This window comes from Desulfolithobacter dissulfuricans (assembly GCF_025998535.1).
GTDB classification, from domain to species: domain Bacteria; phylum Desulfobacterota; class Desulfobulbia; order Desulfobulbales; family Desulfobulbaceae; genus Desulfolithobacter; species Desulfolithobacter dissulfuricans.
Map to the genome: position 1 here is coordinate 3105934 of NZ_AP024233.1, position 16055 is coordinate 3121988.

A 16055-nucleotide genomic window follows, 5' to 3' on the forward strand; every position below is an offset into this window, starting at 1 on the left:
TCTCCAGGGAACCGGTAAAATGCACGGTTTCCTGTTGACAAACTCTGAAAAATTTTGAATATTGGCACGGTTTCAATATACCGCTGCAAATACATGGCGATGTAGCTCAGCAGGTTAGAGCATACGGCTCATATCCGTAGTGTCCGGGGTTCAAGTCCCTGCATCGCCACCAGATATACCCGGCCAGGCCGGTTTCCATAAAACCCCGAGTCCTTGTGGACCCGGGGTTTTTCTTTTTCCTCTGTTTTCCAATAAAACAGCCTGGCTGAACCACTCCGCAGTATGCTCCAGCCAGGCCGGTTGACAGAGATACCGTTATCCGCAACTCCATATCAGAGTATCCAGACACACTGGCTTTTTTCATGGTCCACTCCCCACTCTGAAAAAATCGCAAAACCCGGGGTACTTCACAGACCAAGGGCCACTTCTTGCCTCATCTTCCTTCCTCAGTCTGCTTTTTTCTTTACGTTTCATTTACTTTTTGCTATTTCCCTGCCTAACGTTCGTTAAGGACAATTGTTCCAGCTGGACAAAAAGGAGATGGAAACATGTCAACCATACGGGTTTGCCGCATTTTTCTTTTTTTCGCTGTGTTCTGGACAGCGAGCAGTGGTTGCCTGGCTGGCACGGGCGGAAAAGGGACCGTGGTAACAGTTGCCCCGGTTATCCGCGACACTGTGGTTATCACCGAAGAGTCCATGGGATGGATCGAGGCGGAAACCAGCCCGGCAGTGGCTGCGGAAGTGGCTGGTAAAATAGAAAATATCTTTGCTGATACCGGTCAGACAGTGCAGGCCGGCACCCTCCTGGCCTCCATCGACAATACGCGGCAGAAGCTTGAAATAAAAGCCCTGAAGGCAGAGATTGGCCGGCTCAAGGCTCTGATCACGAACCAGGAACGGACTGTTAAACGCTACCGCAACCTGTTGGCAAAAAACTCCATTTCCCGGAACAGGTTGATAACGCGGAGGTACAACTTGTAGCGCTTCGCAAGCAGCTTGAAGCTGCCCATGCCCGTCTGGCCGACAGCGGACGCCGTCTTGGCAAGACCTCGGTGGTTGCCCCGGTAGATGGCAGAATCGAAAAACGGTTTGTCTCGACAGGTGATTTTGTCGATACAGGAACCCCTCTCTTTCGGATGGTGGCAACTCAGAAGCTGCGTATCGTGCTGCCTTTTCCTGAAAATGCCGCGGCCAGGCTCACGGTCGGACAACAGGTTACATTGACTTCACCCCTGACTCCCGGCCGCCTGGTCGAAGCTGGAATCGATCAGATACGCCCGGCAATAACTCCACGAAGCCGGGCGGTGGAAATTCTTATCTATATTGACAATCCTGGCGGGTGGCGGCCCGGAGGTACCGTCAACGGAACGGTCATCATCGACAGACACGAACATGCCCTGCTGGTTCCTGCCCAGGCTGTGGTCAGACGCCCGGCCGGGGAGGTTGTTTATCAGGTTGTGGACAATACTGCCCGCCAGATCCAGGTGACCACTGGACAGCACCAGGGCAATCTTGTGGAGATAGTCAGCGGCCTGTCCGGAAACGAGCGGATCGCTGTTGACGGGGCAGGCTTTCTTACCAATGGCGCCACGGTTTACGAGAAACAGGTACACCGAAACCAAAAAAATGAATCTTCCTGAACTCTCTATCAGACGCCATGTTCTGGCCACCATGCTCAGCGCGGTGATCATCCTCTTTGGCCTGGTGAGCTATAACCGCATTGGTGTGGACGAATATCCGGAGATCGATTTCCCGATGATCTCCATCACCACCACCATGATCGGCGCCGATCCGGATATCATCGATACCACGGTCACCAATGTCATCGAAACCGCGGTCAACTCGACGCCCGGTATCGAGCATATCACTTCCCGCTCCGCGCCCGGAGTTTCCGTGGTTGTTATCAAGTTCGAGTTGAGTCGGGATGTGGACGTGGCCTTTAACGAGGTCCAGGCCAAGGTCAACCAGTCCCTGCGTGACCTGCCAAAAGAGGCTGATCCGCCGGTGGTTGCCAAGGTTGAGGTCGGCGCCGCGCCGGTGATGTGGCTGGCCCTGCTGGGTGACCGCACCCTGCAGCAGCTCAACCAGTATGCCCGCAATACAGTCAAGAAACAGCTGGAATCCATCGATGGCGTGGGCGAGGTCAGAATCGGTGGTAAGCGTGATCGCACCATTCGGGTCAATCTGCACCCGGAGGCCATGGCCGGCCTGTCCATAACCATCGGTGACGTCATCCGCGCCTTTCAGATCAACCACATTCAGCTCCCGGGCGGTTATCTCGTGGGCGGCATGACAGAAGACCTCATCAAGCTCAATCTGGAATTCCACAGAGTCGAGGACATTGGTGATCTGATCATTGCCTACCGGGAAGGAGCCGCCATCCGTCTGGACCAGATCGCCACGATTACAGACGGCCTGGAAGACAAACGCAAGCTGGCCCAGTTCAACGACCAGCCCTGCGTCAGCCTGGGCATTGTCAAGGTAACCGGTTCCAATACCGTGGCCATTGTCAGGGCGGTCAAGGAAAAGCTGGACCATGAGATCTCTCCCCAGCTGCCGCCGGGATTGCGTATAGAGATTGCCTCAGACGACTCCAACTTCATAGAGGAATCGGTGAACGCCCTGAAAGAACATATCATCCTGGGCACCCTGTTTGCGGCCCTGGTCGTCTTTGCGTTTCTCCAGTCCTTCCGTTCCACCCTGATCATCTCGGTTGCTATCCCTGTTTCCCTGCTGGGAGCAGTGATGGTGATGTATTTTTCCGGTTATACGTTCAACAAGATGACCCTGCTGGCCCTGCTCCTGCTCATCGGTGTAGTGGTGGACGATGCCATTGTGGTTCTGGAAAATATTTTCCGGATCCGGGAAGAAAACCCTGCCATGGATCCGCACAAAGCCGCTCTCATTGGTACCAATCAGGTGGCCTTTGCGGTGCTTGCCGCCACTTTTTCCCTGGCCTGCATCTTTGCACCGGTCATCTTCATGGGGGGCATAATCGGGCGTTTCTTCACTGCCTTTGCCGTGGTGGTCACGGTTGGCGTGCTGACCTCTCTGTTCATAGCGATCAGCCTCACACCCATGCTCTGCTCCCGTTTTCTGCGCATTGCCACCAGACGAGGACGGCTCCATGGTCTGCTGGAATCCTTTTTCCAGACCATGGAACGGGGTTATGCAGCCACATTGCGTTTTGCCCTGCGTTTTCGCTGGACAGTGGTTCTTCTCACCGTTGTGGTAGTCGCCCTCCTCTTCCCCCTGTTTGGCAAAATCGGAAAAAGTTTCATGCCCAATGAGGACAAGGGCCATTTTCTCATTACCCTGAAAACCCCGCTGGGCTCATCCATCGAGTATACCAGCGACCGCCTTGCCGAAGTCGAGAAGGTGCTGCAGACCCATCCCCACGAAATTGCCTCCTACCTTTCATCCATCGGCACCGATGCCACCGGGCAGGTGTCCAGGGGAGAAATTTCGGTACGGATGAACCCCCGCTCGGAACGTACGCTGAAACAGTATGAATTCATTGATATCCTGCGTAAGGAACTGGCTGCGATTCCAGGGGTCCTGGCCTTTCCCGCACCCGTATCCGTGGTGGGCGGCATGCGGGGAGAGCCGCTGCAGTTCAACCTGACCGGACCGGAACTGGGCCGGGTCGCGGAACTGGCCCACAGGTTGAACCGGAAACTGGCAGCGGATCCGGACCTCGGCACCATTGACCTGGATCTGCAGCTCAACCTGCCCCAGGTCAAACTGGTGATTGACCGCACCAGGGCGGCTGACCTCGGGTTATCCGCGCTTGATGTGGCCCTGGCAGTCAATGTTCTGGCTGGCGGCTATGACGTGGCAAAATACAATGATGAGCCCGGCGATGGCGAACGCTATGACATCCGGTTGAAAACGGCTGCCGGAACTATCAATACGCCACAGGATCTGCGTCGTATCTATCTGCGGAGCAGAAGCGGCGAGCTGGTCCGGCTCGACACGGTGGCCCATCTGGAAAAAGTGGTGGGCCCGGCGGTGATTTCCAGGTACGATCTGCAGTACGCGGCGGAATTTTTTGCCACCCCGGCGGTTCCCCTGGGCACGGCTGTGAACAAGGTCAAAACAGCGGCCAGGGACCTGCTGCCCCTGGGGTATCAGATCAAAATGACGGGCCGGGCCGAGGAATTCGGCAAGACCGTGCATTATATCAGTTTTACCTTTCTCATGGCCGTTATCCTGGTGTATATGGTCCTGGCCAGCCAGTTCAACTCGTTCATCCAGCCCCTGATCATCATGGTGGCCCAGCCCCTGGCCATTGTCGGCGGGATTGGCGGCCTGTATCTTTTCCACCACGGCCTCAATATCTTTTCCATGGTCGGCCTGGTGCTGCTCATGGGCCTGGTGGCGAAAAACTCCATACTCCTGGTGGATCTCACCAACCAGTTCCGGGCCGAAGGCAAGTCCATCCTTGAGGCCCTGAGCACGGCCTGTCCGCTGCGGCTGCGGCCGGTTCTCATGACCTCCTTTACCGTCATCCTGGCCATGCTGCCGGCAGCGCTTGGCTATGGCGCAGGCGCCGATACCAACGGTCCGCTGGCTGTGGCGGTTATCGGTGGTATGCTCAGCTCCACCATGCTCACCCTGGTGGTGGTTCCAGCGGTCTATTCCCTGGTTGAAAACGGCCTGCTGCGGCTGCGAAACCGGTGGACAAAACAAGGCTGATTTTTAAAGCAACCAGACAGATGGCAACTACTCATGAAACCTGATCTGCCAGTGTAACCCATGTTCTCTCCGCACCCATGTACCCATGTCTGACTCTTCCTGTTTTCGTCTGCAACTGACTGTCTTTGCGCTGGTGTCTGCTTCGTTTACGAACATATACATCACCCAGCCGGTGTTACCTGTGCTGCAGACCGAATTTGGTGCTGACATGGTAACAGTTTCCTTCACAGTGTCCGCTGTCATCCTCGGCATAGCCCTGTCCAATCTGCCTTTCGGTATTCTGGCAGACCGGTTGCCGATAAAGCCCATTATTCTCACCGGCGGTGTTCTGGTGGCGTTAAATGGCATCATCTGTGCCATCACCCATAATCTCTGGATTTTAATTGGCGCCCGATTTCTCCAGGGTGTTTTTCTCCCTGCTTTGACAACCTGCCTTGCGGCGTATCTGGCAAAGACCATTCCCGATTCAAGGCTGACCGTTGTCATGGGATCCTATGTGTCGGCAACGGTGCTCGGTGGCATGGGAGGGCGCCTGCTTGGCGGCTGGATTCACCCGCCCCTGCACTGGCGCTATGCATTTGTCTCTGCAGCAGCACTCATCCTCGTTGCAACATTTACTGCTCTGCGGACACTGCCGGCCACTGAGACCGGCAGAGGCCGACAACAGGAAACCACCGGGTTTGCAGCTTTATTAAAACGTCGGGAGATCCTGCTTATCTATTTCTGTGCATCAGGCAGCTTTGCAATTTTTTCCTCGGTTTTTAACTATCTGCCGTTCCGGTTGAGCACAGAACCTTTTCATTTTTCCACCCAGTCAACGACCATGCTGTATCTTGTCTATATCATGGGCATCTTTATGGGGCCAACAGCCGGCAAAATCAGCAACCGCTTCGGCAGCGGCAACACTCTGATCGCAGGCAGTATTCTCCTGGGGATTTCATTGCTCCTCATTTTGCTGCCTTCTGTTCCTGCGGTGGTGACCGCCCTGCTTGGAATCTGTGCCGGCTTTTTTACCGTCCATGCTGCCGCTGTCGGTTCTCTGAACCGCAAGCTGACCAGTGGCCAGGGAAGGGCCAACGCTCTCTATGTTCTGTTTTATTATATGGGCGGATGGCTTGGCATTACCGGCGCCGGGTTCGCGTATAAACACGGCGGCTGGAGCTTTGTGGTGTATATCTGTCTGGTTCTCCTGCTCATTCCCTTAAGCGCCGGTATGGGTGAGCGGAAGATGAATAACGCGCAGGAAGCATCCGCACACACTGGATGCACATAAACATCGCCCTGAAATCCTGTAATAATGAGTGCTGGTAAACAAAAAACAAAAGCGGAAATACTGGATATCGTCATTCCCCTCTTTGCCAGGAGCGGCTATGCCGGAGTAAGCATGCGCCAGATAGCCCGGGCAGTGGGCATTAAAGCGGCCTCACTGTACCACCATTTCCCGGACAAGCAGACGCTGTATGTCCAGGCCCTTGCCCAGGCATTTTCCAGGCGTACCGCTTTGTTGCATGACGCCCTGGCCCTGTCTGCCGATCCGGAAGAGCAGTTTCGCCGGCTGGTGCACAGCCTGTGCAGACTGGTGCATGACGATACTGATTTCAGCAGGCTCATTCAGCGAGAGATCATGGATGGCGACGAAAAGCGGCTGCAGCTGCTTGCAGACAACGTCTTTGGCAGTTTTTTTCAGGAAATGACCATACTTTGCCGTGCACTTGCCCCTGACCGGGATCCCCATCTGCTGGCCATTTCTATCCTTGGGCTGATCATTTATCATTTTCAGATCACGCCAATCCGGTCTTTTCTTCCAGGGTTTCAGGAATCCCATAACGACCCGGAAGCTGTTGCCAACCATGTTATTTCTCTGCTGAAAAATGGATAACTTTCCTGCACTGGCCGGAATTGCCGGCACGTCATTTATCCTGGCCCTGTCCGGGGCGCTGATGCCCGGACCGCTTTTCACCCTGACCGTGGCAGAAGCTGCCAGAAGGGGAACACGGGCCGGACCGATGATTATCACCGGTCATGGTCTTCTTGAGCTGCTGCTGGTCGTTGCCGTTATCAAGGGGCTGGGTCCGTTTCTCAAGGAGCCACCGGTTATTGGCACCATCGCCCTTCTCGGCGGGATTATCCTGCTTGTCATGGGGATAGACATGGCGCGCAAGGCTGGTTCGCTTTCCCTGGAGCAGGATACGGTGCAGAGCGATCAAACCCCTGCCCGCCATCCCATTGTGCTCGGATTTGTCGGCAGCCTTGCCAATCCGTACTGGATCATCTGGTGGGTGACCATAGGTCTTGGTTACCTGATCACAGCCAGTCACTTCGGCTGGCCGGGCCTTGTGACGTTTTTTCTTGGCCACATTGCTGCCGATTATGCCTGGTATATCCTTATAGCACTGAGCGTCAGCCGCGGCAGGGGCCTACTGTCTGACAATAGCTATCAGACAATGATACGCTGCTGCGGCATATTTCTCATTGGCTTTGGCACCTGGTTTTTCGGCACAGCTTTCAAGCATTTGTCAGGCAGTATTCTGTTACTGTAGCGAAATGATGGGGTACATCACCCGGAACACTTCTGCAAAACAGGCTTTGCCCGAAAAGGCTATTGAATAACCAAATCAGGAGAACAGGAGAAAATTATCTCGTGGATCTGCAAACTTTTTTCCAGAAAGATTCATTTGCCCGGTATGTCGGCATTGAACTCCTCGACGTTGCACCGGGCTACGCCCGGGTACAGCTCGATATCAGCAGCCATCATTTGAACGGTGTCAATATTGCCCATGGCGGCGCCATTTTCGCCTTGGCCGACTATGCCTTTGCCGTGGCTTCCAACTCCCATGGCACTGTAGCTCTCGGGATCAACGCGACCATCTCCTACCTGAAAGCCGCGGGAGAAGGGCTGTTGACTGCCGAGGCAAAAGAAATTTCAAGAAATCCAAAACTTGCCACATATCAGGTCAGCATAGCCGATGCCGATCGCAACCTTATCGCCGTTTTTCAAGGCACGGTATACCGGAAGAAAGATAAAATCGCCAACCGATAGAATACAGGTACGTCAAGCCCTCTACCCGTTCTGTTCATTTGCAGTTACCGGGAACGTGCTTACTCTATTTATGAAGGGCAGGGAGCAAGTCAAACCCACAGGGGAAAAGGTGCTGCCTTTTTGTCTGCCTGATCTGTCAGTCGGAAGATCTTAATGACCCGTTTACCGGAAGAAACGACCTGCGATGAAACGGATTATTAGCACAGAAAAGCGGCCCATCAAACTCTGGCTCGACGATGTTGAAGCCGGAACCATGGAGCAGGCGAAACATCTTGCCAACCTGGATTTTGTCCATGGACATATTGCGCTGATGCCGGATGCCCATCTTGGCTACGGCATGCCCATTGGCGGGGTTATGGCAACGACGGATGTGATCGTGCCCAATGCGGTGGGAGTTGACATCGGCTGCGGCATGTGCGCTCTCCAGACGTCCCTTACCAATATCGACACTGATCAGCTCAAGTCCATTATGGCCCTGATCCGGCAAACTGTCCCGGTGGGATTCAAACACCATAAAAAAAAACAGGACCCTGCCCTGATGCCGCCAACGCCAGGGAATGTTCCCCTGGAAGATCTCTATGTTGTTTCGCGGGAATACAACAATGCCCTGACGCAGCTGGGCACCCTGGGCGGCGGGAACCATTTTATCGAGATCCAGAGGGGCAGCGACGCTCAAATCTGGATCATGGTGCACAGCGGCAGCCGTAACCTGGGATACAAGGTGGCCAATTATTACAACAAGCTGGCAATTCAGCTCAACCATAAATGGGGCGCAGCGGTACCGCCGAAATGGCAGCTTGCCTTTCTGCCCCTGGACACCGAAGCTGGGCGAAAGTATCTTCTGGAGATGCAGTACTGCGTGGATTTTGCCCTAGCAAACCGCCAGGTAATCATGCAGAAAATAAAAGATGCCTTCACTATGGTGATTCCCGGAGTATTTTTCCCCAAGTTTATCAATATTGCCCATAATTATGCGGCAATGGAGACCCATTTCCACAAAAATGTTGTTGTCCATCGCAAGGGAGCGACCAGAGCCAGACCGGACGAACTGGGTATTATCCCCGGTTCTCAGGGAAGCCCCAGCTACATTGTTCGCGGCAAAGGAAACGAAGAAAGTTTTATGTCCTGTTCCCATGGCGCTGGCCGGAAAATGGGCCGTAAACAGGCAAAAAAACAGTTGGATTTACGTGCCGAGCAGAAACGACTCGAAGATCAGGGAATTATTCATGCCATTCGGCACCGGGGGGACCTCGATGAAGCAGCCGGGGCCTATAAAGACATCGATGAAGTTGTGGAGAACCAGCTCGATCTCGTCGAAGTGGTGGTTGCCCTGAAGCCACTGGCGGTCATCAAAGGGTAGCCGACCACCCGGACGGGATAATCTGTCAATTCAGGTGCAAGGGAGGGAGCCATGAGTAAGCAGATTTCCTTTACCAGGATCGAGAACGACCTGCTGCCCGAGTACAGAAGAAAAATCAGCATGGCCGAGTCCACCGAGGACATCAGAAAATTTTTTGTCTACACCATCCAGGAACTGCTCCAGCGGGCTTGTAACGGGAATATAGCCATTACCTATGAGGATATCGTCCTGGACCAGGACAATCCTCCCCACTACCGGCTCTCCGAAACCCTGCAGACCCAGCAGGAGTTCGCCGCTGTCTGGACCGGTTCGGATCTCGCTCATATCATCGCCCGGTTCACCGAAACAGCCATGAACCATTACAGGCACCTGGCCAGGAACCCGGATAAAACCGAGGCCAAGATCAGAATGTAATGACCTGCAGGGGTAATCACGTCATGACCGCCACCAAACGGCAGCAGCTCATGGATATGCTGCGGCAGGAAGAGCTCACCAGCCTTGACATCTCCGCCATGCTGGGCATCCCTGAGAAGGAGGTCCATACCCAGCTTGGGCATATCCGCCGCAGCCTCTCCCGTCGGGGAGAAAAACTGGTGGTCACGCCGTTTTCCTGCCAGAGCTGTGGCTACCTGTTTAAGAAACGGCAGCGCCTGGACCGGCCAGGCCGCTGTCCGAAGTGCAAAAGCAGCCACATCCGCCTGGCAACCTTCCGGGTAGGGTAGGTTCCGGGCTGCCCCCAGGAGGGAGTGCGGCGGACAAAAAAGTTGGTCAAATCGGGAAAAATGCAGTATAAAGAGTAGTTGCTCCGGAGCAGATTCCGTACCTGGAATCTGCCGGACACGCTGTGCATCTCACACATCACGTCCTGGTCAGGCAGGATAATCCAGGCAGAACAGAAAATAATCTTTTTGGGGGTATACTCATGGGAAAAGGTGATCTGAGAACCAAACGGGGAAAAATCGTCCGCGGGACCTTTGGCAACAGTCGTCCCAAGAAGAAAAACGCCAAGAAAAACAAGAAATAACCTTAAGGGTGCCTTCCTGGGGCCTACCCCGAAAGCAACTGCAATCGAGTAGGGTGAGGCAAGTTAATTACGCTTGCCTCATCCCTCTCACAGAACCGTACGTACGGGTCTCGTATACGGCTCCTGTTTATTTTCCTTCATATTGAAACAGAGATTCCAGTAGATACAGCACCAAGATCAAAGAGACCCAAGCCCCGGTGTAAATATCCGTTGGGCAGGGCATAATGGCTCAAAGGACTTGCCGCATTGGCCCAGGAGTTCATTTTGATCGCATCAAACTTCCCCCTGTATCCAAGCTGCCTCAGCCTGCGGTGAAGCCGATTGGGCTTCTTCCACAATTTCAGCTGGATGGCTCGCAGTCTTCTCCGAATCCATCTCATCAGCCTTGAAAATTCTCCTGTGCAGTTCGCTATCCGGAAGTAGTTGGCAAATCCCCTCAAGAGCGGATTGAGATCTGCAATCACTTTCTCAAGATTCACCGGGGAATTACGCCGGGTCATTGCCTTGACCTTTGCCTTGAAAGACTTAATCTTGCCTCGCTGGATTTGCGTATACTGAGAGCATACGGATACTCCCAGAAAGTTTACGCCCCGACTGCTGTGGCAGATATGGGTCTTTTCACGGTTGACAGTCAGCAGCAATTCTCCTTCAAGATAGTGCCGTGCCTGCTCAAGAGCATTCTCGGCCGCTTTCTTTGATTGGCACAGAATCAGGATATCGTCCGCATAGCGGACTATTCGGTGGCCACGATTCTTCATGAATTGATCAAAAGAATCGAGATACACATTGGCTATCAGAGGGCTGATCACGCCGCCCTGTGGACTGCCGATCTCGCTAGCCGTAAATCCCGAATCCGTCATTACACCGCTCTTCAGAAACTTCTCCAGGAGACCGAGGATACTCCCGTCCCTGATCCGGCGACGAAAGGCGCTGAGGATGAGATCATGGTCCAAGGTGTCAAAGCATTTGGACAGATCCATATCAACTACCCACTTTCGATCGTAGTCACGGATAAACATCGTCGCCTTGGACAGGAGTTTATAGAATCCTCCATACTTTTTCATTAAAATGACGGTATTCCAGAGTGATAAATCTATATTTCCTGTAAGACCCCACCGGCTATTTTCCATCCAAATGCCCGCATAATATCAGCCTGAGCCTCGTCCGGTTCTTCCAGCATACGTACGGCTTTCCTTTTTCCGGGTAACCACAGAAGGCAGGAGTGCAAATTGCCCATATGGCGCATAGCTGCCTTGGCTGTCATGTTAACACCTGCCTTCCTGAGCCTTAATTCGATGATGCGCAGGAGTGCCAGGGCTGCTATGCAGGTGAAGATGTGGCACCTGATCTTGCTGTCAGTCCAATGACGTACCGGCCTGAGCGCCACCTGTGACTCATCTTTTGTCAGCCGGAAAGCATCCTCAACAGTCCAGCGGTCCAGGCTTGCCTGGACGATTTCATCGGTTGACCAGTCGGTTATATTGGTAATGATGATATTCTTGCCAAACCGGTCAATATAGCGCCCAATCCGGTAATGGTTCTTTCGAAAATTCATTCTGAGCCGCTTGTCTGTAACATAAAATTCAACCTTGTACAGGTCTGACGGGATGTGCAACTCCGAGCAGATGTCCATGTACCGCTTGAGAACAACTGATTGCTTACGCCAGTACGGGGCCTGCCTGTTGACCCTGGATTGAAATTCAAACAGGGTATCCTGAAGGCGAAGCATCTTTTTTTCAAAGGCGTAACGCTGTTTTGCGGCCGTCAGTGGATTGTATGTAACCACCACTGTGCGCTTCCGCCCCCAGTATTCACCTTGAGTCCGCCAGGCCAGCAACCGGTCATCTTCTCTGCCCTTTTGAGCAAGTTTCCGGTTTTTCCGAGTATCAACAGGCTTGAATCTGTCCAGATCGACATGGACAAGATGGTCAGCATAATGGGTTGAATATGTGGTGATAAAGTTGACACCTTCCCTGGCATCGATGGCGGCGATATTATCCTCACTGTTCATTCCCTTGTCAAAGACAACGGTCAAGGCACCATCTTCCCCAGCAGAGTCGCGCATGACCCTGAACATATCCTCCATGGTCTGAAGAAACATTTTTGAGTCGTGCCGATTGCCTTCGTATTCCCTGTAATAGAGCGGGATTCGTTTATCCCGACTGACAAGAAGAGCAACGCCTATCTGGCGTAACCAGTTGCGCCCTTCCTTGCTTTTCCCCCTCTGGGCCAGTACCGACTCGGTATCTGTGGCCATAAAGGTGTAGTAATTGGTTGTGTCAAACATGAAGCAGTCTGAAGACGAGGACTCTATCCTGGAGATGCGCCGAAGAAAATCCTTCGCGATCTGCTGCAGTTGCCGCTCTCCAACCTGATTCCATTTGAACCAGAACATCTGTGAGTTGAGCTCGTCAATCTGAACAGGGCGAATATGCTGGATGGCAGTGGCCTTATACCATCCCGGCATTGCCCGTTTCGAACAGGCCTGGATCATCCGGTTATAGACGGCATAGAGAAAATATTCGCCCACAGATGGCGCATTATCTTTTTCTTCAGCCACGATCCCGTCAATCAGACCGGCAAGGTCTATTTCCTTTTCAACGAGATTCGCGAGCCAGAGTGCACCAAAGGCTTGCGCCTGGATTTTTTTGGGCATGCTGTTGCCGCCCTGTGCCATCTCGAGAATACGTTCAGGTGACCCCAGGTATATCTGATTGATGACCTTGGGTTTGCCGTCGACCCGCGCGATCTCCCGGACATAATAGTAGGGCCTTCCCTTTTTCATCTTTTTATGCAGGTGTGCCATATCCACAAGATATCAGTAGGGTCTTACATGTGCAAGCGAAAAACGCCCATTATCTTGTTTTTCTATATTTTTTTGGGATGAAATCTTGGGAGGCGTGTAGGGTCTTACATGTTTTGTGAAAGCAACTAGCTGAATTCTTGAAGTTTTTTTGTTAAAAATGGTGAATCCCTATAAACTCCTGTTGGATATCGCCTGATGACAACTGCGGCCTGGGCGATAGCCATAGCTCGACGGGTGGAAATCCCGATCGAATATCGGCAGGAGAATGTCGAGCAGTGCCTGCTGCACTACACGGTCACGGACTGCTGGAATACCGAGCAACCGAACTCCTCCGGTTGGCTTGGGTATCTCTACCCGGCGCACGGCCAGTGGCTGGTAACTCTTTTCCCACAGTTCCTTCAGGAGACAGTCGATGTTGGCTTCGGCTGATGCGGCAAAGTCCTTGATGGACTGGCCGTCTATTCCGGCAGCTCCCTTCGCAGACCTCACCTTCCCAAACGCCTTGTGCAGAGCGTCCCTGCTCAGCATCCGGTCATACAGACTGTACCAAACGTCAACCATGCTCCTGTCCTGCGTCCCCATCCCTCCACTTCTGCCTGGAATCCCCGGGTCTTCACCCAAATGAGAGCGCCTTCTATCCCAATGGGCAATGTACGCTCAACTGTTCAGGTTACTCCGATGAACGGCCAAAATCAGCAGACGGCCTCTCACAGCATACCGCCGAAAATGTGCCCCGCCCCGTCGGGCAGCTTGTGTTCTGACTCCAGACCTCCATGATCTTCAGGGAACCTTCAAATAAACTTCATCCCTTCGCAACTGATACCGCTTTTGGCAAATACCAGCCCCTGTCAAACAACGCTGACAGGTCATCCCGGTTTTATCCTCCACGCTGTTACCAGGCTTCTCCGGCCGGGATTTCATCACTACTACGGAATCATCTGCCACCTCCCACCGCTTCGGTAGGCCTTGGATCTCTCCTTGAACCTTCCTTAACTCTCGTACTGCAAGTACGCTAGGAGGCTTCCCCGGTTAAGGCGAACTCCCGGTGAGCAATCCCATCCTCAATCACGCCAAAGGTCTGACCAGGTATCGGGCTTCACGCTATTGTGCACGCTTACCCACCTATGACGCCGAATCAGGTTCACTTACGCTATGTACCGCTCACTTCCTATCGCTTCCTTCAGACCCTGCCGTTGCCAGCAACGCCCTTGCGATTCGGATTGTCTTCCCCCTGGTCGGGGTGACGCCTGCGTTCCGCAGGCTGGGTTTGCCCGCCATGCCGGGCAAACACAAAAAGGCAGGAACCGGACCGGTTCCTGCCTTTTTGTTTTCCAGATCAGGCCAGCATCAGGACAGGGCCTGCTCGATGGCCACCGAGACCGCCACCGAGGCACCGACCATGGGATTATTGCCCATGCCGATAAAACCCATCATCTCCACATGGGCCGGTACGGAAGAACTGCCCGCGAACTGGGCATCGCAGTGCATGCGACCCATGGTATCTGTCATGCCGTACGATGCAGGTCCGGCAGCCATATTGTCCGGATGCAGAGTCCGGCCGGTACCGCCGCCCGAAGCCACTGAAAAATATCGTTTTCCCTGCTGGACACATTCCTTCTTGTAGGTTCCGGCCACGGGATGCTGGAACCGGGTGGGGTTGGTAGAGTTGCCGGTGATGGAGACATCCACCCCTTCCAGGTGGTTGATGGCCACACCCTCGCGGACATCATCGGCACCAAAACAGCGCACCTTGGCCCGCTCTCCTTTTGAATACGGTGTTTCCTTCACCACCGCCAGTGTACCGTCCTTATAGTTGAATTTTGTCTCCACATGGGTAAACCCGTTGATCCGGGAGATTATATGGGCCGCATCCTTGCCAAGCCCGTTTAAAATAACCCGCAGCGGCTCCTTCCGGACCCGGTTGGCGGAGCGGGCAATGCCGATGGCCCCCTCGGCGGCGGCAAAGGACTCATGCCCGGCGAGAAAGGCGAAACAGCGGGTCTCCTCGGAAAGGAGCATGGAGGCTAGGTTGCCGTGGCCGATACCCACCTGGCGTTCCTCGGCCACCGAGCCGGGGATGCAGAAGGCCTGCAACCCCTCGCCCAGGGTGGCGGCGATATCGGCGGCCCTGGTCTGGCCCTTTTTCAAGGCAATGGCCCCGCCGAGGATGTAGGCCCAGCAGGCGTTTTCAAAACAGATAGGCTGGACATCCCGAACAATGGTATAGGCATCCACCCCCCGATCAAGCAGCATCTGCCGGGCGGTCTCCAGGCTCTCGATCCCGTACTGATCCAGGACTTTCTCTATTTTCTCAATTCGTCTCTCGTATCCTTCAAACTGCGCCATGGTTCTCTCTCCTGCTACTGATGTCTCGGATCAATGGTTCGGACCGCCTCTGCAAAACGGCCATAGGTGCCGGTGGCCTGGGCCAGGGCCTCGCCAGGGTCCAGACCGTCCTTGATCGCATCCATCATCCGGCCGAGGTTGACAAACTTGTAGCCGATGATCTCGTCGTTCTCGTCCAGCCCCTGCTCCAGGACATATCCCTCGGCCATCTCCAGGTAGCGGGGCCCCTTGAGATTGGTACCGTACATGGTCCCGGTGACCGAACGCAGCCCCTTGCCCAGGTCCTCGAGCCCGGCCCCGACGGGCAGTCCGCCCTCGGAAAAGGCCGACTGGCTGCGGCCATAGCTGATCTGCAGAAAAAGCTCTCGCATGGCGACATTGATGGCATCACAGACAAGGTCGGTGTTCAGAGCCTCGAGGATGGTCTTGCCGGGCAGGATCTCCGAAGCCATGGCCGCGGAGTGGGTCATGCCGGTACAGCCGACGGTCTCGATCAGGGCCTCTTCGATGATGCCATTTTTTATGTTGAGTGTCAGCTTGCAGGCACCCTGCTGCGGCGCACACCAGCCCACTCCGTGGGTCAGTCCGTTAATATCGCCGATCTGGCGCGCCTGGTTCCATTGCCCTTCCTGGGGGATCGGGGCCGGACCGTGATTGGGTCCCTGAGCGACACAGTACATTTTCTCGACTTCAGGGGTATACTCCATACTGTTCCTCCATAATGCTGTTACTTTCCGCCTGGGCGGTGTTGTTCAAAAAATTCCATGAAAACCGGGACA

General features: G+C 54.2%; 13 protein-coding genes, 1 tRNA gene and 3 pseudogenes. 12 read left to right on the forward strand and 5 right to left on the reverse strand.

The annotated features are described in order from the left end of the window. Positions 1–95: 95 nt before the first annotated feature. From GF1_RS13890 to GF1_RS13945, 12 genes and pseudogenes are all read left to right on the forward strand, one after another. Positions 96–172 (forward strand) — tRNA-Met (locus GF1_RS13890). Positions 173–644: 472 nt separating this feature from the next. Beyond that, positions 645–983, forward strand: a complete 339-nt coding sequence (locus tag GF1_RS13895; RefSeq protein ID WP_267927150.1) for an efflux RND transporter periplasmic adaptor subunit — start codon at positions 645–647, stop codon at positions 981–983. A 23-nt stretch (positions 984–1006) separates the two neighbouring features. After that, positions 1007–1642 (forward strand): annotated as a pseudogene (locus GF1_RS13900) (efflux RND transporter periplasmic adaptor subunit); the annotation flags it as partial. Continuing rightward, positions 1629–4700, forward strand: a complete 3072-nt coding sequence (locus GF1_RS13905) for an efflux RND transporter permease subunit (protein ID WP_267927151.1) — start codon at positions 1629–1631, stop codon at positions 4698–4700. The pseudogene GF1_RS13900 and the gene GF1_RS13905, both read left to right, overlap by 14 nt. 85 nt (positions 4701–4785) lie before the next feature. After that, a complete protein-coding gene (locus tag GF1_RS13910) occupies positions 4786–5973 on the forward strand; it encodes an MFS transporter (protein WP_267927152.1) in 1188 nt (395 codons plus the stop codon). Between the two features lie 24 nt (positions 5974–5997). Continuing rightward, on the forward strand, positions 5998–6579 hold the full coding sequence (locus GF1_RS13915; protein WP_267927154.1) for a TetR/AcrR family transcriptional regulator: 582 nt from the start codon (positions 5998–6000) through the stop codon (positions 6577–6579). Further along, the gene (locus tag GF1_RS13920) at positions 6572–7240 is read left to right on the forward strand and encodes a LysE family transporter (RefSeq protein ID WP_267927155.1); all 669 of its coding nucleotides are present in this window, start codon (positions 6572–6574) and stop codon (positions 7238–7240) included. Before GF1_RS13915 ends, GF1_RS13920 begins: the two co-directional genes overlap by 8 nt. A gap of 101 nt (positions 7241–7341) precedes the next feature. Further along, positions 7342–7740, forward strand: coding sequence for a PaaI family thioesterase (locus tag GF1_RS13925; protein WP_267927156.1), 399 nt, complete (start codon positions 7342–7344; stop codon positions 7738–7740). Between the two features lie 184 nt (positions 7741–7924). Further along, positions 7925–9100 (forward strand): RtcB family protein, encoded by a 1176-nt coding sequence (locus GF1_RS13930; protein WP_267927157.1) that lies wholly within the window; start codon positions 7925–7927, stop codon positions 9098–9100. A gap of 51 nt (positions 9101–9151) precedes the next feature. After that, positions 9152–9514 (forward strand): hypothetical protein, encoded by a 363-nt coding sequence (locus tag GF1_RS13935; protein ID WP_267927158.1) that lies wholly within the window; start codon positions 9152–9154, stop codon positions 9512–9514. Positions 9515–9537: 23 nt separating this feature from the next. After that, on the forward strand, positions 9538–9822 hold the full coding sequence (locus GF1_RS13940; protein WP_267927159.1) for a transcriptional regulator: 285 nt from the start codon (positions 9538–9540) through the stop codon (positions 9820–9822). A 200-nt stretch (positions 9823–10022) separates the two neighbouring features. Then, the gene (locus tag GF1_RS13945; protein ID WP_267927160.1) at positions 10023–10124 is read left to right on the forward strand and encodes a 30S ribosomal protein THX; all 102 of its coding nucleotides are present in this window, start codon (positions 10023–10025) and stop codon (positions 10122–10124) included. A 137-nt stretch (positions 10125–10261) separates the two neighbouring features. Here GF1_RS13945 and GF1_RS13950 read toward each other — a convergent pair. From GF1_RS13950 to GF1_RS13970, 5 genes and pseudogenes are all read right to left on the reverse strand, one after another. Continuing rightward, positions 10262–11158 (reverse strand): annotated as a pseudogene (locus GF1_RS13950) (reverse transcriptase domain-containing protein); the annotation flags it as partial. 59 nt (positions 11159–11217) lie between these two features. After that, positions 11218–12930, reverse strand: a complete 1713-nt coding sequence (locus tag GF1_RS13955) for an IS1634 family transposase (protein ID WP_435051694.1) — start codon at positions 12928–12930, stop codon at positions 11218–11220. A 171-nt stretch (positions 12931–13101) separates the two neighbouring features. Next, positions 13102–13491 (reverse strand): annotated as a pseudogene (locus GF1_RS13960) (reverse transcriptase domain-containing protein); the annotation flags it as partial. A gap of 786 nt (positions 13492–14277) precedes the next feature. Then, positions 14278–15276, reverse strand: a complete 999-nt coding sequence (locus GF1_RS13965) for a GGGtGRT protein (protein ID WP_267927163.1) — start codon at positions 15274–15276, stop codon at positions 14278–14280. Between the two features lie 14 nt (positions 15277–15290). Continuing rightward, positions 15291–15983 carry an iron-sulfur cluster assembly scaffold protein gene (locus GF1_RS13970; protein ID WP_267927164.1) on the reverse strand — a complete coding sequence of 231 codons (693 nt, stop codon included), beginning with the start codon at positions 15981–15983 and terminating at the stop codon, positions 15291–15293. Between the last annotated feature and the right edge of the window lie 72 nt (positions 15984–16055).

Bases quoted from the DNA above. Each gene is read 5' to 3' on its own strand.
- GF1_RS13905 (WP_267927151.1), top strand. From the start codon at position 1,629: ATGAATCTTCCTGAACTCTCTATCAGACGCCATGTTCTGGCCACCATG.
- GF1_RS13915 (WP_267927154.1), top strand. From the start codon at position 5,998: ATGAGTGCTGGTAAACAAAAAACAAAAGCGGAAATACTGGATATCGTC.
- GF1_RS13955 (WP_435051694.1), bottom strand. From the start codon at position 12,930: ATGGCACACCTGCATAAAAAGATGAAAAAGGGAAGGCCCTACTATTAT.
- GF1_RS13935 (WP_267927158.1), top strand. From the start codon at position 9,152: ATGAGTAAGCAGATTTCCTTTACCAGGATCGAGAACGACCTGCTGCCC.
- GF1_RS13920 (WP_267927155.1), top strand. From the start codon at position 6,572: ATGGATAACTTTCCTGCACTGGCCGGAATTGCCGGCACGTCATTTATC.
- GF1_RS13910 (WP_267927152.1), top strand. From the start codon at position 4,786: ATGTCTGACTCTTCCTGTTTTCGTCTGCAACTGACTGTCTTTGCGCTG.
- GF1_RS13970 (WP_267927164.1), bottom strand. From the start codon at position 15,983: ATGGAGTATACCCCTGAAGTCGAGAAAATGTACTGTGTCGCTCAGGGA.
- GF1_RS13945 (WP_267927160.1), top strand. From the start codon at position 10,023: ATGGGAAAAGGTGATCTGAGAACCAAACGGGGAAAAATCGTCCGCGGG.
- GF1_RS13965 (WP_267927163.1), bottom strand. From the start codon at position 15,276: ATGGCGCAGTTTGAAGGATACGAGAGACGAATTGAGAAAATAGAGAAA.
- GF1_RS13930 (WP_267927157.1), top strand. From the start codon at position 7,925: ATGAAACGGATTATTAGCACAGAAAAGCGGCCCATCAAACTCTGGCTC.
- GF1_RS13940 (WP_267927159.1), top strand. From the start codon at position 9,538: ATGACCGCCACCAAACGGCAGCAGCTCATGGATATGCTGCGGCAGGAA.